General features: G+C 67.7%; 21 protein-coding genes. 6 read left to right on the forward strand and 15 right to left on the reverse strand.

Annotation, left to right across the window (positions count from 1 at the left end; all coding sequences use genetic code 11):
* Positions 1–94 precede the first annotated feature (94 nt).
* Both KPB06_RS29755 and KPB06_RS29760 read right to left on the reverse strand, forming a co-directional pair.
* A complete protein-coding gene (locus KPB06_RS29755) occupies positions 95–781 on the reverse strand; it encodes a hypothetical protein (RefSeq protein WP_275905775.1) in 687 nt (228 codons plus the stop codon).
* Positions 782–1,100: 319 nt separating this feature from the next.
* A complete protein-coding gene (locus tag KPB06_RS29760; RefSeq protein ID WP_275905774.1) occupies positions 1,101–2,585 on the reverse strand; it encodes an amidase in 1,485 nt (494 codons plus the stop codon).
* Between the two features lie 360 nt (positions 2,586–2,945).
* Between KPB06_RS29760 and KPB06_RS29765 the strand changes: the two genes are divergently transcribed.
* The 3 genes from KPB06_RS29765 (at position 2,946) to KPB06_RS29775 (ending at position 4,730) form a co-directional block, all read left to right on the forward strand.
* Positions 2,946–3,380 (forward strand): universal stress protein, encoded by a 435-nt coding sequence (locus KPB06_RS29765; protein WP_059584901.1) that lies wholly within the window; start codon positions 2,946–2,948, stop codon positions 3,378–3,380.
* 476 nt (positions 3,381–3,856) lie between these two features.
* Complete coding sequence (locus KPB06_RS29770; protein WP_059584900.1) at positions 3,857–4,105, forward strand: hypothetical protein; 249 nt, start codon at positions 3,857–3,859, stop codon at positions 4,103–4,105.
* A gap of 151 nt (positions 4,106–4,256) precedes the next feature.
* Positions 4,257–4,730 (forward strand): nuclear transport factor 2 family protein, encoded by a 474-nt coding sequence (locus tag KPB06_RS29775; RefSeq protein WP_059584899.1) that lies wholly within the window; start codon positions 4,257–4,259, stop codon positions 4,728–4,730.
* Between the two features lie 24 nt (positions 4,731–4,754).
* Here KPB06_RS29775 and KPB06_RS29780 read toward each other — a convergent pair whose 3' ends face one another.
* Positions 4,755–5,519: a BPL-N domain-containing protein gene (locus KPB06_RS29780; protein WP_275905773.1), complete on the reverse strand. Its 765-nt coding sequence runs from the start codon at positions 5,517–5,519 to the stop codon at positions 4,755–4,757.
* A 392-nt stretch (positions 5,520–5,911) separates the two neighbouring features.
* On the opposite strand from KPB06_RS29780, the gene acnB reads away from it, so the two are divergent.
* The gene (acnB, locus tag KPB06_RS29785) at positions 5,912–8,497 is read left to right on the forward strand and encodes a bifunctional aconitate hydratase 2/2-methylisocitrate dehydratase (RefSeq protein ID WP_059584897.1); all 2,586 of its coding nucleotides are present in this window, start codon (positions 5,912–5,914) and stop codon (positions 8,495–8,497) included.
* A gap of 146 nt (positions 8,498–8,643) precedes the next feature.
* Here acnB and KPB06_RS29790 read toward each other — a convergent pair whose 3' ends face one another.
* Positions 8,644–9,045 carry a PPC domain-containing DNA-binding protein gene (locus tag KPB06_RS29790; RefSeq protein WP_275905772.1) on the reverse strand — a complete coding sequence of 134 codons (402 nt, stop codon included), beginning with the start codon at positions 9,043–9,045 and terminating at the stop codon, positions 8,644–8,646.
* Positions 9,046–9,361: 316 nt separating this feature from the next.
* On the opposite strand from KPB06_RS29790, the gene KPB06_RS29795 reads away from it, so the two are divergent.
* Both KPB06_RS29795 and KPB06_RS29800 read left to right on the forward strand, forming a co-directional pair.
* A complete protein-coding gene (locus KPB06_RS29795; protein ID WP_226223123.1) occupies positions 9,362–10,264 on the forward strand; it encodes a hypothetical protein in 903 nt (300 codons plus the stop codon).
* 169 nt (positions 10,265–10,433) lie between these two features.
* Positions 10,434–11,360 (forward strand): ADP-ribosylglycohydrolase family protein, encoded by a 927-nt coding sequence (locus KPB06_RS29800; RefSeq protein WP_226231299.1) that lies wholly within the window; start codon positions 10,434–10,436, stop codon positions 11,358–11,360.
* A gap of 122 nt (positions 11,361–11,482) precedes the next feature.
* Here KPB06_RS29800 and KPB06_RS29805 read toward each other — a convergent pair whose 3' ends face one another.
* The 11 genes from KPB06_RS29805 to KPB06_RS29855 all read right to left on the reverse strand — a co-directional run bounded on the left by KPB06_RS29805 (position 11,483) and on the right by KPB06_RS29855 (position 23,078).
* On the reverse strand, positions 11,483–12,031 hold the full coding sequence (locus KPB06_RS29805; RefSeq protein ID WP_124859988.1) for a GNAT family N-acetyltransferase: 549 nt from the start codon (positions 12,029–12,031) through the stop codon (positions 11,483–11,485).
* A 169-nt stretch (positions 12,032–12,200) separates the two neighbouring features.
* Positions 12,201–13,601: an MFS transporter gene (locus KPB06_RS29810; RefSeq protein ID WP_059639668.1), complete on the reverse strand. Its 1,401-nt coding sequence runs from the start codon at positions 13,599–13,601 to the stop codon at positions 12,201–12,203.
* A gap of 38 nt (positions 13,602–13,639) precedes the next feature.
* The gene (locus tag KPB06_RS29815; RefSeq protein WP_275905771.1) at positions 13,640–14,884 is read right to left on the reverse strand and encodes an NAD(P)/FAD-dependent oxidoreductase; all 1,245 of its coding nucleotides are present in this window, start codon (positions 14,882–14,884) and stop codon (positions 13,640–13,642) included.
* Positions 14,881–15,843, reverse strand: a complete 963-nt coding sequence (locus KPB06_RS29820; RefSeq protein WP_060968756.1) for a VOC family protein — start codon at positions 15,841–15,843, stop codon at positions 14,881–14,883. Before KPB06_RS29820 ends, KPB06_RS29815 begins: the two co-directional genes overlap by 4 nt.
* Before the next feature lie 18 nt (positions 15,844–15,861).
* Positions 15,862–17,352 carry an aldehyde dehydrogenase gene (locus KPB06_RS29825; RefSeq protein WP_275905770.1) on the reverse strand — a complete coding sequence of 497 codons (1,491 nt, stop codon included), beginning with the start codon at positions 17,350–17,352 and terminating at the stop codon, positions 15,862–15,864.
* 72 nt (positions 17,353–17,424) lie between these two features.
* Positions 17,425–18,252 (reverse strand): aspartate dehydrogenase, encoded by an 828-nt coding sequence (locus tag KPB06_RS29830; protein WP_124859980.1) that lies wholly within the window; start codon positions 18,250–18,252, stop codon positions 17,425–17,427.
* Positions 18,245–19,912, reverse strand: coding sequence for a thiamine pyrophosphate-binding protein (locus KPB06_RS29835; protein WP_099317602.1), 1,668 nt, complete (start codon positions 19,910–19,912; stop codon positions 18,245–18,247). The genes KPB06_RS29830 and KPB06_RS29835 overlap by 8 nt, the downstream gene beginning before the upstream one ends.
* Entirely contained in the window at positions 19,905–20,702 is a 798-nt protein-coding gene (locus KPB06_RS29840) for an SDR family oxidoreductase (RefSeq protein ID WP_059584886.1), read from the reverse strand. The genes KPB06_RS29835 and KPB06_RS29840 overlap by 8 nt, the downstream gene beginning before the upstream one ends.
* 79 nt (positions 20,703–20,781) lie before the next feature.
* Positions 20,782–21,639, reverse strand: coding sequence for an IclR family transcriptional regulator (locus KPB06_RS29845; RefSeq protein WP_059609058.1), 858 nt, complete (start codon positions 21,637–21,639; stop codon positions 20,782–20,784).
* Positions 21,636–22,532, reverse strand: a complete 897-nt coding sequence (locus KPB06_RS29850) for an alpha/beta fold hydrolase (RefSeq protein ID WP_059584884.1) — start codon at positions 22,530–22,532, stop codon at positions 21,636–21,638. Before KPB06_RS29850 ends, KPB06_RS29845 begins: the two co-directional genes overlap by 4 nt.
* A gap of 18 nt (positions 22,533–22,550) precedes the next feature.
* On the reverse strand, positions 22,551–23,078 hold the full coding sequence (locus tag KPB06_RS29855) for a cupin domain-containing protein (protein ID WP_059584883.1): 528 nt from the start codon (positions 23,076–23,078) through the stop codon (positions 22,551–22,553).
* Positions 23,079–23,110 lie beyond the last annotated feature (32 nt).

Below are 23,110 nucleotides of genomic sequence, written 5' to 3' on the forward strand. Positions count from 1 at the left end.
TAGCATCGCGCGAAATCCCCATGTTGGGCGGGACGATCGTTCGTGGTCGGCGCGCGCGATGCCGGCGACGCATCGCGCACGCATCCGCGTGACGTTACGGCAGCAGCTTCAGCGCGGACGACGCGACCGACGGCACCGAAATGCCCTGGCTCGTCGCGAACTGCACGGCCTGGCTGAGCGTCGCCGCGAGCGATTGCAACTGGCCCGGCGCGCTTTGCGCGATATACGTCGCAGCCTGCATGTTCTGCGGATTGAGGCCCGATTGCAGCAGCGACGCCGCGCTCGTCGAGCCGAGATTGCCGAGCCCCGACTGCAGTTGCGAATACTGCGTGAGCCCCTGCCCGAGCGAGGCGAGGCCGTTGCTGAACGCCTGCTTGTCGATCGGGCCGTGCGTGGCGCCGCCGCTCGCGAACGCCTGGCCGAGCGCCTGCGACACCGATTGCTGCGCACCGCCCATCTGCGACAGCGTGGCCGGCGACAGCGCATCGCCGCCGGACAACTGGCTCGCGGCCTGCTGCGCCTGCCCGGCCGCCCCCGTCAGCCCCATCGCCGACGCGAGCGACGACTGGCCGTTCAGCACCTGCCGGTTCGCGCCGACATAGGCCTGCAGCAACTGCGCGACACCGCCCTGCGCGGGCGCGGCCTGCTGCTGCCCGCCGCCGAGCAGCGACGCGCCGATCGACTGCAGGTCGAGCTGCGCGTGGGCGGCGCCGCTCACCAGGATGCCGAATGCGATGCCTGCCGAGGCCAGATGCCGGCCCGTCGCGCGAATGTGCTTCATGTGTTTCCCTCGTGCCCGAATGATCGAGGCAATATTGTCGAAGCGCGTCGCGCGCCGCCGCAACGACTGAAACACATCGAAACGAAATCACGCCGCGCCGCCGCTTGCAATTCGGCGACCGACGGGCCCCGTCGCGCGGATTCGCGTACGTTTGCCGCGCGATGCCGTGCACGCGTTGCGATTCTTTCTCCGGTTGCATCAATGAATGCCGGCTCCCGCCTGCGCCGGCGAGCTTCAAGTCGAACGATGCAAAACGAAACGGGCAGCTCGCCGCCGCCCGTTTCGTCACCCGCCTACCGGCCACCCGCCGGCCGCGGTATCACGCCGCCATCCATGCCGGCACGCGCCGCGCCACCCAGTCGGCCGCCTGCTCGTAGCCGTGCGCAAGCTGCAGCACGGCGAGATCGGCGCGCGGACGCCCGATCAGCTGCATCCCCATCGGCAATCCCGCGTCGTTGAAGCCGACCGGCACGTTGATCACCGGGCAGCCGGCGAGCGTCCACGGCACGACCGTTTCCATCCAGCGGTGGTACGTGTCCATCGCGCGCCCCGCGATCTCCTGCGGCCAGCGCTGTTCGACGTCGAACGGGAATACCTGCGCGGTCGGCGCCGCGATGAAGTCGTAACGATCGAAGAAGCTCAGCACCGCCTGATGCCACGCGGTGCGTTCGACGCTCGCGTCGAACACGGCCGCGCCCTGCATCGCGAGCAGCCCTTCGACCTCGTAGATCGCCTCGGGCTTCAGCAGCGCGCGGCGCGCCGGGTCGCGATAGTGCGCGAGCAGCCCGCCGCCCGACAGCAAGTGCCGGTGCGTGAGCCAAAGGCGCCAGATCCGGTCGGGCGCGAACGCCGGCAGCGCGGCATCGACGTCGCAGCCGATCTCGCGCAGCGCCGCCAGCCCATGCTCGCACTGCGCGAGCACGCCGGCCTCGGTCGCGAGATAGCCGTTCCAGTCGCCGACCCACGCGATGCGCTTGCCGCGCAGATCCGCGTCGAGCGGCTGTGCGAACACGGCCGGATCCTCCGCGAGCGACAGCGGATCGTTGCGGTCGTAGCCGGCCTGGATCGCGAGCAGTTGCGCGACGTCGCCGACGGTGCGCCCCATCGGCCCTTCGATGCCGAGCTGCTGCATGAACACGTCGACGCCCGGCCAGCGCGGCACGCGGCCCTGCGACGGACGGAAGCCGACGATGTTGCAGAACGCGGCCGGATTGCGCAGCGAGCCGCCGAAATCGCTGCCGTCCGCCACCGGCAGCATCCGCGACGCGAGCGCGGCCGCCGTGCCGCCGCTGCTGCCGCCCGCGCTCTTCGTCAGGTCGTACGGGTTGCGCGTCGCGCCGTAGACCTCGTTGAACGTGTGCGAACCGAGCCCGAACTCCGGCGTATTGGTCTTGCCGATGAAGATCGCACCCGCCGCCCGCATTCGCGCGACGCCGACGGAATCGGCCTGCGGCACGTTCTCGCGGAAGATCGGCGAGCCGTAGGTCGTCCGCAGCCCCTTCGTCATCGCCAGATCCTTCGGCGCCTGCGGTATCCCGTGCAGCCAGCCGCGGTACTCGCCACGCGCCAGCGCCGCATCCTTTTCCGCGGCTTCGGCCAGCAGCGCATCGGGCTCGCGCAGCGCGACGATCGCGTTGACCGCGCCGTTCACACGCTCGATGTGATCGAGATACGCACGCATCGTCTCGACGCACGAAACCGCCTTGCTGCGGATCGCCGCCGCGAGCTCGCCGGCCGACAAGCGCACGATCGGATCGACGGAAATGGAAGCGGGAGCGAGAAACTGCGGGGCGCCGTGCGGCATGCGAGGTCTCCTGGAATCGGAATGGAAGGCTCGACGGCGCTCGCTCCCATGCCCGCCGGGAGACGGTCGCGCCGCGGCCGATGCTCTACTCTACGTGACGCCGGATGCTCGACCTCCGATATTTTCCGTCGCGATTCATTGAGGATTCGACTAAATCCGGGCGCCCGACGCCGCGCTGCCCAGGCCGCCACGCCCGATGAAATCGTTTATGCGCATAAATTTAAATTTCTTATATTTCTAATAGGCGCGTCATGTGCCGGCGCCCGTTAACGACATTTTTACGCGGCCGCGCGATCTCTTTAGATGGCCCGGCCCGGCCGCGCGCTACGCTGGAAGCATCTCGTTCCCTGGATATCGCCCATGCTCAAGCTGCTGGTTCCGGTCGGCCATTCGCCGCGCTCGCTTCAGGCGGTTCGCCACGCGACATTCCTGTATCGCGAGCGCTGCGCATCGGAGGTCGTGCTCATCAACGTGCAGGCGCCGCTCGAATCCACGCGGCTCGAGGCCTATCACCCGCTGTCGCGGTTGCGCGCGATCGAAGAAAAATTCGCGGCCGGCGATCTGGCGATGGCAGAGCGGATTCTGAAGGAGGCCGGCGTCAAATACACCGTCGAGGTGAAGGTCGGCCCGGTGGCCGACACGATCGCGGCCGTGGCGACCGAAACCGGTTGCGACGAGATCGTGGTGGTCGCGCCGCGGCACGATCCGCTGCACGCGCTGATGTCGGTGTTTCGGCGCAGCGTGATGGGCCGGCTGATGCGGATTTCGAATGTGCCGGTGACGGCGGTGCAATGACGGCAACGGGGCGTGACGCGTGCGCCCCGGGCGCACGCTGTCGCGCAGCGTTTATTTGATGGCCTTGCGCCAGAACACGAAATAGGCGGCCGCCGAAGAAGCCAGCAGCAGGATGGCCCACATCGGGGCAAGACTGATCAGGACGGAAGAGACGTTCAACATTTGGATTCCTCACTATTTCGACAGCGATATTCAACATTTGCCTGCTTGCCGGACCCGATGGGTCGCCCCCGCATCGCGTTCCGTCAAATCATGCATTCATGCTATCGCTTTGAACGGCCGCGCGACCGCCGTCGCCCGCCCGCACCCTGACATTCGTCAAACTCGCGCGCATTGCCCGCCTCCCCAGCAACGGCGGAAAAACAGGACGGGATCGCCCTGCCCCGCCACCGCTTTCAGCAGACGTTTACCGGGGGAAGCCCCAAGTGCTTCGTCGGACGTGTCCGCGTTACGCTTGAGCGACGAGGAGACGAACCATGAGACGAGCCGTACATATCGCTGTTTTCGCGCTGCTGGCCTATCTCATCGGCGATCGCGCGATCCTGCACGCGCAGGGCCGCGACGCCAGCCCGCTCGCATGCGAGCAAGGCGCCGCGCAAGTGAAGGCCGATGCGCTCGGCCGCGGCTTCGGCGAAGCCGCCGCCGGCAGCCAGAGCGAGGCCTTCATGTCGGGCTGCCTGGTGACGGGACGCAGCAGCCAGGACGTTGCGATGGCGGCCCGCTGACGCGTATCATCCGGCGGCAAACCAGCCGCGCCTGAGCCGGCCGCGCCCGACGTGGCTCGCGCGGGCGTCGGCTCGCGCTGCCCGCCGCCGCTTTTCCGTTCGACGTTTCGACGAACGTCACCACCCGCCTCCCGGCGCACTCATACCCGACATGACCGATCCGAACACCGCGTTGATCCAGCGCTTCTACACGGCCTTTCAGCAGCGCGACATCGATGCGATGCTCGCGTGCTATGCCGACGACATCGTGTTCAGCGATCCCGCGTTCGGCGAACTGCGCGGCGAACTCGCGCGCGACATGTGGCGGATGCTGGTCGCGCGGGCGCAGGAATTCTCGCTGACGTTCGGCGAAGTCGCCGCGGACGGCCAGGCCGGGCGCGCGCAGTGGAGCGCGCATTACCGGTTCGCCGCGACCGGCCGAATGGTGGTCAACCGGATCGATGCGCGCTTCCGGTTTCGCGACGGACGCATCGTCGAGCATCGCGACCATTTCGACCTGTGGCGCTGGGCGCGTCAGGCGCTCGGGATGAAAGGCGCGCTGCTCGGCTGGACGCCTTTCATGCAGCGCGCGATCCGCGCGCAGGCGCGGAAGAATCTCGACGCGTATCGCGCCAAACGGCGATAAACCACGCGCGCCGCGGCTCCTCCGCTAAGGCTTCATCGTCGCGTCGATCAGGTCGTAGGCCAGGTCCGGCACCACGCCGTCCGGGTTCGCGAGACCATTCTGGCGATACCAGCTTTCATCGGCCTCCGGATGCGGACCGGCAAGGCCGACGCGCCCTTTGCCGTAGCGGTACGTGGCAGCCGCGATGTCCTTGTTCGGGTAGATCGCCAGCACGGTCCCGCCGGAGCCGATCGGCGCGACCGGGAGCCTCGCGCCGTCCTGAAAGTAGATCCAGCGCTTTTTCCCGCGCCAGACGACCGGCGTCACCGTGTCGGCGATGCCGTGAAGCGTCGAACCCGGCCGGCCGACCTCGGCGTCGATATCGCCGGCAACCAGCCCGAAACCCTGCGCGCCGGCCAAGTAGGCGCCCATGCACAGTCCGAGATATCGGCCGCCGTTCGCTACGTATCGCCGCACGGCCCGCATTTCGTTTCGGCCGATGCTGGCTGCCGCGCCGGGAATGTCCTGCCCGCCGCCGGGCTGCACGTAGAGCGCCGCACCGGCCAGCGCCGCGGGCGTGATCTTGAGCTTTTCCGCCGGCCCCACATAGATCACCCGGAACCGGTGGGCCGATTCCCGCAGGCGTCTGGCGATGGTTTCGGCGCACCCTTCGCACGCGGCAGGACCGCGATAGACCAGCGCGACCGGCCGGCTCGCCGGATCCCGCGTTTCGTCGCCGGGCGCGGCCGCGTGAACGGCCGGCGACGCGACGAGCGCCATCATCAGGAAAATCGCGTCTCTGGAGCGCATGTGGTGGATCGCCGGAGTCAAGGGAATCGCTGCCGCCCGGGGCGAATCGACAGGCGCGCGACGACCCCCGCCTCCCGTTCCGACACTCGATGCAAGCCGCGTGACAGCAAGCGTAGCGGCCCGAACGCGCCCGGTGTGTACCGTTTCCTGCGCGCTTGTGCAGATATGTGCGACACCGGCGGACCTGAACCGACACCCCAGCATCCGCCCGACAAGGCCGGCTGCGCCATACGGCCGCGCCCCGTCTTTCCCACCCCTAAGTCTTATATAAGACATAAGACATTTGACGTTCCAGACCATTGAGACTAGAATCCCGCTCAAAGCAGTGCCTGGAATAGCCCCGGAGTGCCGGCAAGGCCTTCCCCTCCAACGCAATATCAGCAGGTCTCCCCATGCTTGAAAACTTTCGTGCTCACGTGGCCGCCCGCGCCGCGCTCGGTATTCCTCCCCTGCCGCTGACGGCTCAGCAAACCGCCGAACTGGTCGAATTGCTGACGAACCCGCCCGCCGGCGAAGAGCAGACGCTGCTCGACCTGATCACCCATCGCGTGCCGGCCGGCGTCGACGAAGCCGCCCGCGTGAAGGCCGGCTTCCTGGCCGCCGTGGCCAAGGGCGAGACCGCCTGTCCGCTGATCTCGCGGGCGCGCGCGACCGAACTCCTCGGCACGATGCTCGGCGGCTACAACATCCAGCCGCTGATCGAGCTGCTGTCCGACGAAGCCGTCGCCGCGGTCGCCGCCGACGCGCTGAAGAAAACCCTGCTGATGTTCGACCAGTTCCATGACGTGAAGGAACTCGCCGACAAGGGCAACGCGCACGCGAAGGCCGTGCTGCAGAGCTGGGCCGATGCCGAATGGTTCACGAGCCGTCCGGAAGTGCCGGAAAGCCTGACCATCACCGTCTTCAAGGTCACGGGCGAAACCAACACCGACGACCTGTCGCCGGCGCCGGACGCCACCACCCGCCCCGACATCCCGATGCACGCGCTGGCGATGCTGAAGAACGCGCGCCCGGGCATCACGCCGGAAGAAGACGGCAAGCGCGGCCCCGTCAAGTTCATCGAATCGCTGAAGGAAAAGGGCCACCTGGTCGCGTACGTCGGCGATGTGGTCGGCACCGGCTCCTCGCGCAAATCGGCCACCAACTCGGTGCTGTGGTTCACCGGCGAGGACATCCCGTTCGTGCCGAACAAGCGCTTCGGCGGCGTGTGCCTCGGCGGCAAGATCGCCCCGATCTTCTACAACACGATGGAAGACGCCGGCGCGCTGCCGATCGAGCTCGACGTGTCGCAGATGAACATGGGCGACGTGGTCGAACTGCGCCCGTACGAAGGCAAGGCGCTGAAGGACGGCAAGGTCATCGCCGAATTCCAGGTGAAGTCCGACGTGCTGTTCGACGAAGTGCGCGCCGGTGGCCGCATTCCGCTGATCATCGGCCGCGGCCTGACCGCGAAGGCGCGTGAAGCGCTCGGCCTGCCGCCGTCGACGCTGTTTCGCCTGCCGCACCAGCCGGCCGACAGCGGCAAGGGCTTCTCGCTCGCGCAGAAGATGGTCGGCCGCGCGTGCGGTCTGCCGGAAGGCCAGGGCGTGCGCCCGGGCACGTACTGCGAACCGAAGATGACCTCGGTCGGCTCGCAGGACACCACCGGCCCGATGACCCGCGACGAACTGAAGGACCTCGCGTGCCTCGGCTTCTCGGCCGACCTCGTGATGCAGTCGTTCTGCCACACCGCCGCATACCCGAAGCCGGTCGACGTGAAGACGCACCAGACGCTGCCGAACTTCATCAGCACGCGCGGCGGCATCGCGCTGCGCCCGGGCGACGGCGTGATCCACTCGTGGCTGAACCGCATGCTGCTGCCCGACACCGTCGGCACCGGCGGCGATTCGCACACGCGCTTCCCGATCGGCATCAGCTTCCCGGCGGGCTCGGGCCTGGTCGCATTCGCGGCCGCCACCGGCACGATGCCGCTCGACATGCCGGAATCGGTGCTGGTCCGCTTCAAGGGCAAGATGCAGCCGGGCGTCACGCTGCGTGACCTCGTCAACGCGATTCCGCTGTACGCGATCAAGCAAGGCATGCTGACGGTCGCGAAGCAAGGCAAGAAGAACATCTTCTCGGGCCGCATTCTCGAGATCGAAGGCCTGCCCGACCTCAAGGTCGAGCAAGCGTTCGAGCTGTCGGATGCGTCGGCGGAGCGTTCGGCCGCCGGTTGCACGGTGCGCCTGAACAAGGAGCCGATCATCGAATACCTGAACAGCAACATCACGCTGCTCAAGTGGATGATCGCGCAGGGCTACCAGGATCCGCGCAGCCTGCAGCGCCGTATCGCGGCGATGGAACAGTGGCTGGCCGACCCGCAACTGCTCGCGCCGGACGCCGACGCCGAATACGCGGCCGTCATCGAAATCGACCTCGCCGACATCCACGAGCCGATCGTCGCGTGCCCGAACGATCCGGACGACGTGAAGACGCTGTCCGACGTCGCCGGTGCGAAGATCGACGAAGTGTTCATCGGCTCGTGCATGACCAATATCGGTCACTTCCGCGCCGCGTCGAAGCTGCTGGAAGGCAAGCGCGACATTCCGGTCAAGCTGTGGGTCGCGCCGCCGACCAAGATGGACCAGAAGCAATTGACGGAAGAAGGCCACTACGGCGTGTTCGGCACGGCCGGCGCACGCACCGAAATGCCGGGCTGCTCGCTGTGCATGGGTAACCAGGCGCAGGTGCGCGAAGGCGCGACGGTGATGTCGACGTCCACCCGCAACTTCCCGAACCGCCTCGGCAAGAACACGAACGTGTACCTCGGCTCGGCGGAACTGGCGGCGATCTGCTCGCGTCTGGGCAAGATCCCGACCAAGGAAGAGTACATGGCTGACATGGGCGTGCTCACCGCGAACGGCGACAAGATCTATCAGTACATGAACTTCGACCAGATCGAGGACTTCAAGGAAGTCGCCGACACCGTGCAGATCTAAGCGCGCAACCGGGCGGCGGCGGGTGGTCGACGTCGCCGCGCACCGCAAGGCGCCGCAGGCCGAATGGCCGCGGCGCCTTTTTTATGCGGGCGGAAAGGACGCAGCGATCGGCGCATCGCGGTGTCGATGCGGCGTCGTCACCCCGCTCACGAAGGCGCGCTGCGAATCACCAGTTCGTTGAAACCGGTGTCCGCATCGGGCTCGCGCGAAAAACGATGCGCGGGCAGCAGCGCGAGCAGGATCTCGGCCGTCGTGCGCACCACGCAGCCGCTCGCGACGTGGCCGCCCGTCACGCGGCCGGCTGCATCCGAGATCGACATATGCAGATGCGCGCCGTCCGGCGACACCGAGCCGGCCAGCGTCAGGATTTCGAGGTCGCCGCGCAGCTCGGTCGGCTGATCGGCGCCGGCGAAACGCAACTGCGCGACGCTCAGGCTGCCGATGCCCTGGATCACGAAGGCCGCGTGCGAATCGTGGCGGCGCAACGCCAGCTCGATCGCGCCGCGCAGATCGTCGCCGGGGGAAAGACGCAGAGGACGAGCTTGCATGGTCGAGAACCTGTGGGTGGACCGTGATATCGACCAAGCGTACGTTCGCCCGGTGAATCCGGCAAGTCATCCGCTCGCGACAATCCCAGCGCGTCGTTGTCTTCCCTGCGTCGTTTCATCCGCTACCGTTCGACTTTGGGCCACCTGCGCATACGGGCCCCTGCCGCATGGTTTCGCACCGACCGCAGCGCATCGGTCTTGTTTTTCGTACGGAACGCACATGCATCCGTCTGAGAACCGACCCTGACGTATGCAAGAATCAGTTCCTCGAGGAAATCCCTGCTATATCGCCCTCTTTCAGCGAACGCCCCGTCGAATGCCCAAATGCCAGAATACGTATGAGCGGTTCCACACCCCGAGCGACGACATTCCCGCGCGGGAAGTCGCGGCGATGAGCGATGAGGAGCGTGCGCGCGCCAAGTCGGCGGCGATCGTGCATGTCCGAAGCTGGCTCGCCATTCTGGTGGTGCCGGTCGTAGTTGGGCCTGCGATCCCGATACTCGCGTATCTGCTGGGTATGCTTGCATACCGCGGAATGGTCGATCCGGCCTTTGATATGGATCGTGCGGTCGGCGAAACAGCCGTCACCGTCATATGGGTCACGGCGCTCTTCATCGCAGCGTGGATCGGCCTGAACTGGTGCGTCGCGACGTACGGTACCCGACAGCGGTACTGGCGCGAAATGCCGTCCAACGGGCATGTCGAATTGGAGCGCCATACGCTAAGTTCGGCAATCGTCGTGTGGTCGGACGACTACGATCCGGAACCCGTCTACGTCGAGGAATGGATCGACGGCAAGCTCAAACCCGGCAGGGCCCGAGTAAGGCAGTGGATCCTGGCCCGAACGTCCGTCGGCCATTGGCTGGTGCTGGATCATCGAATTGCGGCAGACAATTGGTACGGACCGCCAACGCTCCCCTCGGAGACGAAACGATTGATCCCGCGGCGAGAATTGGCAATCGCCTTTGCACCACGCACCCATATCCGCATCGGATTGAGATGGAGTGGACCGGCGGCGCCATTGACCGTGACGTCCTGTCTGCTGTCTCACGCCGAATGTGAGCGCCTGGCTGCGGCGGCTCACCACCATGCTTTTTTTCCGCCGGACCAATATGGCGTCGTCGATCCTACCGATGCGGATTGGGTCGGGGAACTCGCCGCCAAGGCACTGGAGCGCGAAGTGCCTGCCGACGTGGCGGCCGGACGAGTATTGACGTAATCGTCGCGGGTCGTTTCAACGACGACTGCGGCCGCCACCGCGCGAAGGCGCCCGGCGAACAGTCCGAAAGGGACACCAATTGGCGGCGACGGCATAATGACGGGGCTCAGTTCGAGGTCTTGTGCACGGTCTTCCGCGACGCAAGCCGCCCCAACCCGAATTCGCCTTGATGACAACGATTCCGAACCGACGATCCCGCCTGCGCGGCGGCCTGCTGGGCCTGCTGATCGGCGACGCGCTCGGCGTGCCGTATGAATTCCACGACGCCGCGTCGATCCCGCCGCCTGCCGCGATCGACATGACCCCGCCGCCGGGCTTCGCTCGCGCGCACGGCGGCGTACCGCCCGGCACCTGGAGCGACGACGGTGCGCAGGCGCTCGCGCTGCTCGACGCACTGCTGCGCGAGCACGACCTGAATCTGGATACGTTCGCCGGCAACCTGCTGGACTGGTTTCATCGCGGCGCATTCACGCCCGACGGCCGCGTATTCGACGTCGGCCTGCAGACGCAACGCGCGTTCCATGCGCTGGCGGCCGGCGCCGCGCCCGCGGAGGCCGGGCCCCGCGAGGAGCGCGACAACGGCAACGGCTCGCTGATGCGCTGCTTCCCCGTCGCGATGGTCGCCGCGTCGCGCGACGACGCGATCCGGCTCGCGTACAAGCAGAGCGTCGTCACGCACGGTCACATGCGTTCGCAGCTTTGCTGCGCGCTCTATTGCCTGACGGCGCTGAGGATCGTCGATGGCCAGCCCGCACCCGATGCGGTGCGCGCAGCGGAGAACGAACTGCTCGCGCGCTACGAAGGCACGGCTGACGAAATCGAACTGAAGATCGTGCTCGACGGCCGCTTCGACGCGCCGCAAGGATCGGGTTATGTGGTCGACAGTTTCTGGTCGGCGATCCATTGCCTGCTGTCGACGGGCAGCTATGAGGACTGCGTGAAGCGCGCGATCGCGCTCGGAAACGACACGGATACGACGGCGGCCATCGCCGGCGGCCTCGCCGGCGGGCTGTACGGCGAACAGGCGTTGCCCGACCGATGGGTTGCAACGCTGCGCGGGAAAGACAAGGTCGAGGGCTGGCTCGCGCAGTTGTGAATGCAACCTTACCGGCCGGCCGTCGAATCGCACCTGGCGGCCCGAACCCGATGACCCCGCGTCGTTGCATCGACGCGTGCGCGATCGCTCCTGCCGCGAAGTAATCCGCTGCCGCCACAGCATCAGCGTCGATCGCGCGCCAGCAACCCGTACAGCGCACTGTCCGACACTTCGTCGCCGACGATCCAGCGTTCGCGCAGCAGCCCTTCCCGCACGAAGCCGAGCCGTTCGAGCAGCCGCGCCGACGCGGTATTGCGCGGATCGATATCGGCTTCGAGGCGGTTCAGTCGCAGCGTGGCGAAGGCATGATCGATCACGGCCGTCGCCGCTTCGCGCATGTATCCGCCGCCCCAGAACCTGCGCCGCAGGCTGAAGCCGATCTCCGCGCGCCGGCACTGCGCGTTCGCATGGAACAGCGCGCATTCGCCGAGCGCTTCGCCAGTCTCCCGCAGTTCGAGCACGCAAGTCTGGCTCTCCCCGCTCGCGGCGGTCTGCACGTTGCGCGCGATGCGCTCCTCGGCCTGTTCGAGCTGCGTCATCGGCGAGAACGAGAAGTAGCGCATCGCCTCCGCATCGGACCAGATCTCGAAGAAAGCGTGTGCGTCGGCGTCGCGAAGCGGCCGCAGGACGAGGCGGGAGGTATTCAGCGTGACGGGTTCGAATAGGGGCATGGCGACGGTCTGATGAAAATCGGGACCGTGAATTAGAACACGTGAGCCGTGCGGCAACCATGGCGCCGGTTGGCAGCGCTCCACATGGAACGACGGACCGCGGCGAAATAAAAGGGCCCGGGGAACATCTCCCGGGCCCGAGTACCTGGACCGTGACTGCCGGCCACGCTTACGCCTCGAGCGCCTCCAGCACCTTCCCCTTCGTCTCGATCCCGACGAAGTGCACGGTCGCCGCCGCGATCAGCGGCACGATGCCGATCAGGTAGAACGCCGGCGCGAGGTTCCCGCCGATGATCGCGTGCGGCACGATCATCGGCGCCGCGAACGACGCGATCTTCAGCCACGCGCTGCCGAGCCCGCAGCCCGACGCGCGGATGCTCGTCGGATACTGCTCCGGCGTATAGACGTACGCGGTAATGAAGCCCGACGCCATCAGCCCGAGCGACAGCGAGCAGAAAGTCGCGACCACATACACCGACGACGCGTGATAGATGCCCGCGAACGCCAGCGACAGCGCGCACAGCACGAACGACCACACGATCACCGGCTTGCGGCCGAGCTTGTCGACCAGCAGCGCGGAGGCCAGCGACCCGAGCACGCCCATCACCGAGCCGATCACCGCGAGGTTCAACGCGAGCTGCAGCGGCGCGTGATAGAAGTTCTTGTAGATCGTCGGCAGCCAGGTCGACAGCCCGTACTGGATGAAGCCGCAGGTCGCCCACAGCGTCGCCACCGCGAGCGTGCGCTTGCGATACGCGGCGCTGAACAGGTCGCTCATCCTGCGCTTCGGATGCTGACGCACCATCTCGTCGAACGCGGCCGCCTGCGTGGCCGGCGGCAACTCGCCGCGCACCGATTCCTCGAACGCGCCGACCGCACGCCCGGCTTCCGCGAGCCGCCCGCGCGACGCGAGCCAGCGAGGCGACTCCGGCACGAGATGCGTGAGCACGAGCGACAGAAGCAGCGGCAGCCCGCCGACGAAGTACATGATCTCCCAGCCGAAGCGCGGAACGAGCCAGGCGCCGAGCGCCATCGACACGAGCAGGCCGATCGGGAACACGATCTCGTACAGCAGCACGAAGCGGCCGCGGCCATGCGCGCGCGTGATCTCGTTGATGTACGTCGCGGCGACCGGCAATTCGCCGCCGAGCCCGAGCCCCTGCAGGATCCGCAGCAGCACGAACACCTCGAACGTCGGCGCGAAGCCGCACGCGATGCTCGTGATCCCGATCACCGCCGAACTCCACGCAATCGCCTTCACGCGGCCGTGCTTTTCCGCGAGCGCGGGAAACAGGAATGCGCCGATCAACTGGCCGATCGCGCCGGACGCGATCAGCATGCCGATCTGCGTCGGCGACAGCCCCCATTTATGAATCAGCAGCGGCAGCGTCGCCGCGATCGTGATCACGTCGAAGCCGTCGAAGAACGTCGCGGTGCCGATCAGCACGCGCGCGCGGATCTGCATCGCGTTGGCCGGCAGCCGCTCGAGCCGCGCGATGATCGCACCGGGCGTGGCGGCGGCAGCTTCCATCGTGGCCCTGCCGGCCACGACGTTGTCGAAAGTGCTCATGCGGGGTATCTCCTGGATCTCTTTCCGGGTTGGACCGGTCAGGCAAGCGCCTGGGTCGTGTCTGCCAGAGCTTCCGTATCCACCGCCCGGCCCTGGTTCATCCACTTGCGCGCGAGCTTCAACTCACGCGCGTTGTTCACCGCGACGACACCTCTCACATGCCCGTCGCCAACGAAAAACAGCGTCGCACGGCGCGCGGCGAGATCGCCGCGCACGACGAGCTGCGCATCGGCCGGCAGATCGCCGAGGATCTGCAGGTTCACGTCGTACTGATCGGACCAGAACCACGGAATCTCCGCATACGGCGCGCGTACGCCGAGCACGGCCTTCGCCGCCGCGATCGCCTGGTTCTGCGCGTTGGCCCACGATTCGAGCCTCACGCGCCGCTTCAGCCAGCCGTTGTGATGGTTCGCGACGTCGCCGCACGCGAAGATCGCCGGATCGCTGGTCGCGCCGTATTCGTCGACGACGATGCCGTCGTCGATCGCGAGCCCCGCATCGCTCGCGAGCGACACGTTCAGCGCGAGGCCGATGCCGGCCACCGCGAAATCGGCATCGATCGTCGTGCCGTCGGCAAGCGTCGCGCGTACCTTCGACGCGTCATCCGGCAGCGGGTCGAGCGACGCGAGCGCCGCGCCCGTCCGCACCTCGACACCGTTCGAACGATGCAGGTCGAGCAGGAAGTCCGACACGATCTGCGGCACCGAACGGCCGCACAGGCGCGGCGCACCTTCGACCACGATCGCATCGACGCCGAGCTTGCGCGCCGTTGCCGCGACTTCGAGGCCGATCCAGCCGCCGCCGATCACGAGCACGCGCCGGCTCGCGCGCAGCTTCTCGCCGAGCGCGGCCGCTTCGTCGAGCGTGCGCAGGTAATGCAGGTTCGGCGTGTTGACGAGCGCATCGGGCAAGCGGCGCGACGTGCCGCCGGTCGCGATCACGAGCCGGTCGTATGCGATCTCGCGGCCGCTTTCGGTCTTCACCACGCGGCGCGCGCGATCGATCGACGCCGCACGTTCCGGCTGCCACGCTTCGACGCTCAGCGCATCGAATTCGTCGGGGCGCACGACGCGCACGGTTTCGATGTCGGCGTCGCCGGCCAGCACGGCCTTCGACAGCGGCGGGCGCTCGTACGGCAAGTGCGGCTCGTCGGCGATCATCACGAGGCGGCCCGCGAAGCCTTCCGCGCGCAGCGTCTTCAGCACCCAGCCGGCGGCCTGGCCCCCGCCGATCACGACGACCGTGCCCGGCGCGGCCGATTCCTGCGAGTTCGTTTCGCTCACGATTTGCGCTCCGTCATGAACTTGCCTTCCGGCGCCTTCGCGTTCTTCTGCCGGCGCGTGTTGCCGTCGAGGCCGCCGTCGACGGCCCATTCGGCGAACACGGTCGGGCCCGGCTCGAATTCGCGCGGCTGCCACTCGGGTGTCAGCACGTCCTCGTCCGCGTAGTATTCGATCAATGCGCCGGCCGGGTTCTGGAAGTACCAGAAGTACGCGGACGACACCGGATGACGCCCCGGGCCGAGCTGCGTTTGCCAGCCGCAGCGGTCGATGTGCATGCCGCCGCCGAACACTTCGTGGATGTCGCGCACGGTGAACGCGACGTGGTTCAGGCCGCGTTTTCCATTCGGCAGCGCGAGCAGGAACAGGTCGTGATGGCCGCCGTGCGGCGCGCAGCGCATGAACGCGCCGCGGCCCGGGTAACGGTCCGACGTCTCGAAGCCGAGCAGTTCGTGATAAAACGTTTCCTGCGCGTCGAGGCAGTTCGTGAAGAACACGACGTGCCCGACCTCGACCGGCTCCGCGCGCGCATAGATCGGGCTCGGCTGGTCGACGCGCAGCGTCTGGCCCCACACGTTCGACGGCGAGCCCGTGATGTCGAGTGCGCGCTTGCGCGTGACTTCGACGCGGATCGCCATCCCGTTCGGATCGATGCAGCCGACCGCATCCTCCTGCGCGTAATAGCCGGGCTGGCCGGCGAGCTTCGTGCGCAGCGCGTCGAGTTCCTGCCGCGTCGCGACGCCCCACGTGACTTCACGCAGCGTCGGGCCGGCTTCGAATGCGGGCGGCAGCGACGGATCGTCGGCCCGCACGACCAGCACGGTGCAGCCGTTCAGCGTTTCGAAACGGGCGCGGGTGTCGTCGTGCGCGACTTCCTTCAAGCCCCAGTCGGCGAAAAAGCGCCGGCAGGTGGCGAGGTCGTCGACACCGTACGTGATCTGCTCGATTCCCAAGATGCTCATTGCGTCATTCCCCTTCGCTCAGTTCGCCCACGGCAGCGGCGCGTCGTTCAAGCCCCAGTAGAGGCTCTTCTGCTGCATGTATTCGCGGATGCCGAGACGCCCCTTCTCGCGCCCCATCCCGCTCTCCTTCCAGCCCGAGAACGGCGTGGAGATCGAGAACAGCTTGTACGTGTTGATCCACACGGTGCCCGTCTCCAGCGCCCGCGCGATGCGCCACGCGCGCTTGTAGTCGCGCGTCCAGATGCCGGCCGCGAGGCCGAACACGCTGTCGTTCGCCTGTGCGATCAGCGACGCTTCGTCGTCGAACGGCATCGCGACCAGCACCGGCCCGAAGATTTCCTCCTGGCAGATGCGTGCGCTGTTCGGCAAGCCCTCGAGAATCGTCGGCTGATAGAAGAAGCCGTGCTCGCGCCCGTCGCCCGTCGGCCGCTCGCCGCCGCACAGCAGGCGGCCGCCTTCTTCCAGCCCGAGCGCGACGTAGCGCTCCACCGACTCGCGATGCTTCGCGGTGATCAGCGGGCCCATCTGCGTGTCGGGCCGCGTCGGGTCGCCCACGCGCAGCTTGCGCGCGCCGGCCACCAGGCGCTGCATGAATGCGTCGTACACCGCGCGCTGCACGAACAGCCGCGACCCGGCGATGCACGCCTCGCCCGACGAGCTGAAGATCCCGTACAGCACGCCGTTGACCGCGTGATCGAGATCGGCGTCGTCGCACACGATCGTCGGCGACTTGCCGCCCAGTTCGAGCGACACGGGCATCAGCTTCTCGGCCGCGATGCGCGCGATGCCGCGGCCTACCTCGGTGCCGCCGGTGAACGACACCTTCTTCACCAGCGGATGGCGCACGAGCACGTCGCCGATCACCGAACCCTTGCCCGGCAGCACGCTCAGCACGCCCTTCGGCACGCCGGCTTCCTCACAGATGCGCGCCAGCGCGAGCGACACGAGCGGCGTGACCTCGGCCGGCTTGAGCACCACCGCGTTGCCGCCGGCCAGCGCCGGCGCAAGCTTCTGCGCGTCGGACGCGATCGGCGAATTCCACGGCGTGATCGCCGCGATCACGCCGATCGGCTCGTACACGCTCATCGTCAGGTAATCGCCGCGCGACGGCGTCAGTTCTTCGTCGAGCGTTTCGAGGCAGGCCGCGAAATAGCGGAACGTGTTCGCGGCGCTGGCCACCAGCACGCGCGTCTCGCCGATCGGCTTGCCGTTGTCGCGGCGCTGCAGGTGCGCGAGCGCTTCGTGGCGCTGCATGATCAGGTCCGCGACGCGGTACAGCACCTGCGCGCGCTGGTGCGGTTTGAGCCCGGCCCAGTCGGCGCGGCGCCATGCGGCGTCGGCGGCCGCGACGGCGTCGGCCGCGTCTTCCGCGTTCGCCGTCGACACTTCCATGTTCACCGTCTGGTCGGCCGGATAGATGCTCGTGTAAGGCGCGCCACGGCCGCGCCGCCACTCGCCGCCGATCAGGATGTTGCCGTCGGGCACGAGGCTCGTATCGAAAGAAGTCATGTCACCAATCCCACAAATCTGTCTCTGCGCATCCGCCCTCGCCGTGGCGCGGGCGAACGCTCGATGGTCCGGTCAGATCACGCAGCGGGCCGCGCGGTTGCGCAGCGCGCGGATCGCGCTGTACGCCGTCAGCGCGGACGTCTTCGGGTTGTCGGGCAGCGGCTTGCCGCTCATTTCCAGCGACATCTCGCCGAACGCGCCGCGCGCGGTGATGCGATGCACGTTGCGCGCGACCGCCGGATCGGCGATCAGGCGCACGTGGGTCGCGTCGAGCCCGAGGCCCGCGAGCGCGACCGTCGCCGCGACGTTCGCGTTCTTCGGATAGAGCCGCGCGGCGTCGCGCGCGGTGCCTTCGAAGATCACCTTCTCTTCGGTCATCGCGTGCAGGTCGCACAGTGCCTCGGCCGGCGTGCCGAGCCAGCCGAGCGGCGGCTTGCGGCCGACGTACAGCACTTCGTCGAGGCCGCCCTGCTTCGCGGACGCCAGCGCGTCGATGCCGCCGATCGCACCCGACAGCAGCGTCACCGTCGTGCCGCCTTCGTCGGCGGCCTGCGACAGCACGTCGAGCAGCGCGAGATCGGACAGCGCGCCGATCGACGCGACCGCGCAGTCGGTGCCGGCCTTCAGCAGCGGCACGACGTGATCGACGAGCGCGCTGTGGCCCGCGCATTCGAGCGCGAACTCGGGGCGGCGGGCCAGTGCGTCGACCGACGACACGACCTCCACCGCGCCGCCGAGCTCACGCTGTACCGCGTCGCGCTGGTGTTCCGGCACGATCACGTGCGCGACGCGCAGCGACGCATCGTGCTCGACCGCGTGGTACACGGCCGCGCCGATCGCGCCGAAGCCGATCATCGCGATGTCGACCGGGGCGTGCGCCCGCTTTTGCCCGTTATGCATACTGGCGCTCCGTCGGCGCTTCCTGCTTCACCGGCGGGCCCGCGAAGGCGGACGCGAACGAGCCGACCGACAGCATGTCGACCTCGACCATCACCGGCCCTTCCTTCGCGATCCCTTCGCGCACGATCGCCTCGGCCTGGTCGAGCGACGTGATCCGGTAGTGCGTGAGGCCGAAGCTCGCGCAGAACTGCGCGAAATCCGGCTGGTGCAGTTGCACGAAGCAGCGGCGGCCGCCGTAGTGCGCGTCCTGGATGTTGCGGATCACGCCGTAGCACTGGTCGTTCATCAGCACGATCATCACGTTCGCGTTTTCCTGCACGGCCGTGACCAGTTCGCCGACGTTGACCATCAGGCCGCCGTCGCCGACGAGGCAGACCGTCTTCGCCGCGGCGCCCGCGAGCGCCGCGCCGATGCCCATCTGGATGCCCTGGCCGATGCCGCCGCCGAGCGCATGCACGCCCGAGCGCGGCTCGAAGATCTTCAGCAGGCGGTTGCCCCACGTGCTGTTCGAGATCGTCACGTCGCGCACCCAGTTGTAGTCGCGGCCGACGGCGCCCTGCAGCGTATCGACGAGCTTCTTGTACGGCCCGAGGCCCTTCGCCACGTCGGCCACCGCGTCTTCGCGGGCCGCCGCGAGATCGGCCGCGAATTGCGGATCGACGGACAGCCGGCCTTCGAGGCGGTCGGCCAGTTCAGCCAGCACGCGCTTCGAATCGCCATGCACGAACAGTTCGTTGCGATAGCCGCGGTTGTCGGCGAGCGCGTCGGCATCGACGCGGAACAGCGGCTGCGGCAGCGCGAGCTTGTACTTCAGCGTCTCGTTGCCGCGCAGGCGCGAGCCGACCACGACGAGCGCGTCGCAGGTCTTGTAGAACGCTTCGACCGACGCATGCACGTTGAACGCGCCGAGCGTCGCCGGGTGATCTTCCGGCAGCACGCCGCGGCCCTGCACGCTCGTCACGACACCGAAGCCGAGCTTCACGAGGCGTTCGACTTCCTCGCGTGCATGGCGCGCGCCGCCGCCGAGCCACAGCAGCGGGCGGCGCTTGGCCGCGAGTGCGTCGGCAAGCTTCGCGACGCGCGCGGTGTCGTGCTCGCGCACCGCGACGTGGGCGGGTGCGAGGTCTTCCGGCCATTCGATTTCGGCCGCCTGGATGTCGATCGGAATCTCGACGGACACGGGGCCCGTCGGCGCGGTCTGCGCGATGCGCACGGCTTCGCGGATCGTCGGCAGCACGGTTTCGACGGTGCGCACGCGGAACGCGGCCTTCGAGATCGAGTCGAGCATCGACAACTGGTCGGGCGCTTCGTGGATGTACGCGAGATCGCGGTCGAGATACGGCGTCTCGATCTGCCCGGTCACGTGCAGGAGCGCGGTGCCGGCCGTCAGCGCCTCGACCATCGCGCCGGCCGCATTGCCGGCCGCCGTGCCCGTGCTCGTGAACGCGACGCCGAGCCCGCCCGACACGCGGGCCAGCCCGTCGGCCATGTTCAGCGCGCCGGCTTCACCGCGCGCCCCGACATAGCGGATGTTGCCGCGCGAGTTGATCGCGTCGAGGATCGGCATGTTGTGGATCGAGATGACGCCGAACGCGGTTTTCACGCCGCACTGCTCGAGAAAGGCGGCAATCAGCTCGCCAACCGTGGTTTTTTTAGACATGGCGTGCAAAGCCTCCAGAAACGTCGATATGGCTGCCCGTCGTGTAGGACGACAGATGCGTTGCGAGATAAAAAAGTGCCCAGGCGGCCTCGTCGGGCTTGCCGAAGCGATTCAGCGGAATGTTCTTCTTGCGGGCGAGCGCGCCCGTCCAGTCTTCCCAGCTTTCGCCGGGCTGCGCCTGCGTGTCGTAGCGGCGGCGCCACTGCCCCGACTCGACGATGCCGATCAGGATCGAGTTCACGCGGATGCGCTGCGGCGCCAGTTCGGTCGCGAGCGATTTCACGAGGCTCAGCACGCCGGCGCGCGCCGACGACGTCGCGACCATGTGCGGCTCCGGCTGCAGCGCGAGCAGCGAGTTCACGCAGGTGATCGTCGGCGCGGCCGCATCGCGCAGCAGCGGCAGGAAGGCGCGCGTCGGACGGATGATGCTGAAGTACTTCAATTCGAGTTCTTCGCGCCAGGCGTCGTCGGTCGTATCGGCGAAAGTCGACACGCGGCCCTGGCCTGCATTGTTGACCAGCATGTCGGCACGGCCGAAACGCGTGGACACCGCTTGCGCGAATGCGGTCACGTCGGCTTCGTCGAGCACGTCGCAGCGCGCGGCCAGCAGTCGTTCGCCTGCGTACTTGTCGCGCAGCATCGCTTCGGCGCGGGCGAGGCGCTCGCCGTCGCGGCCGCAGATCGCGACCGACGCGCCCGCCTGCAGGAACCGTTCGGCGGTCGCGAGGCCGATGCCGGACGAACCGCCCGTCACCACCGCCACCTGCCCGGTCAGATCGATCTCAATCATGTCGTCAGTCCTCGCCGGGCCGCCCCAAGAAGATTGATCGCCCCGTCGGGGGGCAGCGTGCGAAGCATGCGTGGGGGTCTCATTTCAGTCCTAAAGCTTTCATGAACGTGTGCTCGTCATCCGAGCGGTAATTGAGCCGTCGCGACAATTCCGCCGCCGCGCGCTGCACCTTGTCGATCAGCCCGTCCGCGATCAGCGTCGCGTCGATCTCCGGCCTCGGCACCGTCACCGTGATGCACGCGACGATCTTCTGCGTCTCGTTGCGTACCGGCGCCGTGACGACCGAGATCCCGCGTTCGAACGACGAATTGCTGACGCCGTAGCCGCGCAGTGCGTCCTCGCGGATCACGTCGTACAGCGCGTCGACCGTTTCCGGCGTCGCGCTCGTCATCCGGTTCAGCACGCGTTCCGGATACAGCGCATGCAGTTCCTTCAGCGACAGGTCGCCCATCAGCACGTGGCCGTGCGTCGTCGCATGCGCGGGCAGCCGCGTGCCGACGTTCACGCGGATCGAGCTGAACACCGGCGACTGACTCTGCGCCTTCGCGACGAACACCACGTCGCGGCCGTCGCGAATCACGATGTGCGTCGTGAAGCCGGTCGCATCGCGCAGGCTCTCGATCACCGGCAGGCCGAGATCGGTCAGCTCCAGCGAACTCAGGTATTCGAAGCCGAGCCGCAGCACCGCGATGCCGAGCTTGTAGTTGCGATCCTTGTCCGCGCGTTCGAGAAAGCCGAGCGATTCGAGCGTCTGCAGCAGACGGAACACCGTCGTGCGCGGAATGCCGAGTCGCTTCGACAACTCGGGCGCGCCGAGCACGGGCTCGCGCGGCGAGAATTCGGCGAGGATCCGCAGCCCGCGTTCGAGGCCCGGCACCACGTAGCTGGCTTCGGCCTTCGCGTTGTCGGATTCGTTTTGTTGCAGCGGTTCGCTCATGCCAGCCCCCACTGCGCATCGCACTGCCGGCAGAAACCTTCGATCAATGCGGAATAGACGGACGGCGCTTCCACATAACCGGCATGCCCGGCCTGCGGAATCACCTGCAGCCCGACACGCGCGGCCGCGGCGATCCGCTCGCACGCGGCGGGCGGCGTGATCGCATCGTGCGCGCCGACGGCCACGGCCGTGCGGCCGCGAAAGCCGGCGAGATCGGCCGCGAGATCGGCGTTCGCAAGCAGATGCGTGGCCTGCGCATAGCCGGCCGGCACGATGCGCGCCATGTTCCAGCGCACCCACGCCCGCGCCTCCTCGTTCGCGAAACCGGACACCATGTTGCCGCTGCGCTGCTCGGCGAGCCCGGCCGGGCCGAGTTCCGCGAGCATCGCGAGCCGCGCGTCGCGGCGCGATTCGCGGGTGTCGGCCGGTGCGCTGCCGTAGCCGCCGGCGGGCGACACCAGCAGCAGGCCGGCGATCCGCGCGGGCATCATACGGGCGAGACCGCCCGCGATGATCGCGCCGAGCGAATGACCGACCAGCACGCAGCGTTCGATGCCGAGTGCCTCGAGCCACGCGTTCAGCGATGCCGCGTAATCGGCGGCGGCTGGCGACGCGCCGTGCACGGGCGTCGACACGCCGTAACCCGGCGCATCCCACGCGAGCACGCGGCGCGATGCGCCGAGCGTATCGAGCTGGCACACCCACGATGCGGCGCCCGAGCCGATCCCGTGCAGCAGCACGGCGGGCAGCGCGCGGCCCGCCTGCCGCGCGCCGGCCTCACGGTAGCCGATCGTGCCCGCCGCGCCGGCTTCGCAACGCTGTTCGGGAAACTGCCCGAGCAGCGCGGCGAACGCCGCGGTGCGGTCGCGTTCGCGTTTGTCGATGACACTCATTGCTTCACCCGCCCCGTCTCAGCGCTTGATCTTCGCGAGCGGCGAATCGGGCGGATACGTCGGCGTGATCGGCTTCGGCGAACCGAGCATCACGCACATCAGCGCATCTTCCTCGCCGATGTTGATTTCCGTGCGATACACGCCGGGCGGCACCGAGATCAGGTCGCGCTCGCCGAGGACCGCTTCCCAGGTCTCGCCGTCGCGCTCGCAGATCACCTTCATCTTGCCGCGCAGCACGAAGAAGATTTCCTCGACGTCGATATGGATGTGGCTCGGGCCGATGTTGCCGGCCGGGATGACCATCGTCGAGAACGTGAAGTTGCCGGCCGGCACCGTGTTGACGTCCTTCGCGACGCCCGTGCCGCCCGTGCCGACGTAGCGCATCTGCGCACGGCGGTACTTCGGGTCGTAGTCGGCCTGGAATTTCAGCGCGTCCCAGTCGTAGCGCCGCGTCGCGTAGCGCGCGACGCGCCCTTCCATCCAGTCGTTGAAGCTTGTGCCTTCCGGCTGGTCCCACGACTTGCGTTCGAAATCGGCGTCCGCCATCGTCCTCTCCTTCATTCCGAGTGAAAACTTCA

This window comes from Burkholderia semiarida, assembly GCF_029268935.1.
Lineage (GTDB): Bacteria > Pseudomonadota > Gammaproteobacteria > Burkholderiales > Burkholderiaceae > Burkholderia > Burkholderia semiarida.

What these genes read in the sequence shown, in the direction of transcription:
- KPB06_RS29835 (WP_099317602.1), bottom strand. Translation starts at nt 19,912, where the DNA reads ATGTCTAAAAAAACCACGGTTGGCGAGCTGATTGCCGCCTTTCTCGAG.
- KPB06_RS29755 (WP_275905775.1), bottom strand. Translation starts at nt 781, where the DNA reads ATGAAGCACATTCGCGCGACGGGCCGGCATCTGGCCTCGGCAGGCATC.
- KPB06_RS29830 (WP_124859980.1), bottom strand. Translation starts at nt 18,252, where the DNA reads ATGCATAACGGGCAAAAGCGGGCGCACGCCCCGGTCGACATCGCGATG.
- KPB06_RS29795 (WP_226223123.1), top strand. Translation starts at nt 9,362, where the DNA reads ATGCCCAAATGCCAGAATACGTATGAGCGGTTCCACACCCCGAGCGAC.
- KPB06_RS29810 (WP_059639668.1), bottom strand. Translation starts at nt 13,601, where the DNA reads ATGAGCACTTTCGACAACGTCGTGGCCGGCAGGGCCACGATGGAAGCT.
- KPB06_RS29790 (WP_275905772.1), bottom strand. Translation starts at nt 9,045, where the DNA reads ATGCAAGCTCGTCCTCTGCGTCTTTCCCCCGGCGACGATCTGCGCGGC.
- KPB06_RS29805 (WP_124859988.1), bottom strand. Translation starts at nt 12,031, where the DNA reads ATGCCCCTATTCGAACCCGTCACGCTGAATACCTCCCGCCTCGTCCTG.
- KPB06_RS29775 (WP_059584899.1), top strand. Translation starts at nt 4,257, where the DNA reads ATGACCGATCCGAACACCGCGTTGATCCAGCGCTTCTACACGGCCTTT.
- KPB06_RS29780 (WP_275905773.1), bottom strand. Translation starts at nt 5,519, where the DNA reads ATGCGCTCCAGAGACGCGATTTTCCTGATGATGGCGCTCGTCGCGTCG.
- KPB06_RS29770 (WP_059584900.1), top strand. Translation starts at nt 3,857, where the DNA reads ATGAGACGAGCCGTACATATCGCTGTTTTCGCGCTGCTGGCCTATCTC.
- KPB06_RS29845 (WP_059609058.1), bottom strand. Translation starts at nt 21,639, where the DNA reads ATGAGCGAACCGCTGCAACAAAACGAATCCGACAACGCGAAGGCCGAA.
- KPB06_RS29850 (WP_059584884.1), bottom strand. Translation starts at nt 22,532, where the DNA reads ATGAGTGTCATCGACAAACGCGAACGCGACCGCACCGCGGCGTTCGCC.
- KPB06_RS29820 (WP_060968756.1), bottom strand. Translation starts at nt 15,843, where the DNA reads ATGAGCATCTTGGGAATCGAGCAGATCACGTACGGTGTCGACGACCTC.
- KPB06_RS29800 (WP_226231299.1), top strand. Translation starts at nt 10,434, where the DNA reads ATGACAACGATTCCGAACCGACGATCCCGCCTGCGCGGCGGCCTGCTG.
- KPB06_RS29825 (WP_275905770.1), bottom strand. Translation starts at nt 17,352, where the DNA reads ATGACTTCTTTCGATACGAGCCTCGTGCCCGACGGCAACATCCTGATC.
- acnB (WP_059584897.1), top strand. Translation starts at nt 5,912, where the DNA reads ATGCTTGAAAACTTTCGTGCTCACGTGGCCGCCCGCGCCGCGCTCGGT.
- KPB06_RS29760 (WP_275905774.1), bottom strand. Translation starts at nt 2,585, where the DNA reads ATGCCGCACGGCGCCCCGCAGTTTCTCGCTCCCGCTTCCATTTCCGTC.
- KPB06_RS29765 (WP_059584901.1), top strand. Translation starts at nt 2,946, where the DNA reads ATGCTCAAGCTGCTGGTTCCGGTCGGCCATTCGCCGCGCTCGCTTCAG.
- KPB06_RS29855 (WP_059584883.1), bottom strand. Translation starts at nt 23,078, where the DNA reads ATGGCGGACGCCGATTTCGAACGCAAGTCGTGGGACCAGCCGGAAGGC.
- KPB06_RS29840 (WP_059584886.1), bottom strand. Translation starts at nt 20,702, where the DNA reads ATGATTGAGATCGATCTGACCGGGCAGGTGGCGGTGGTGACGGGCGGT.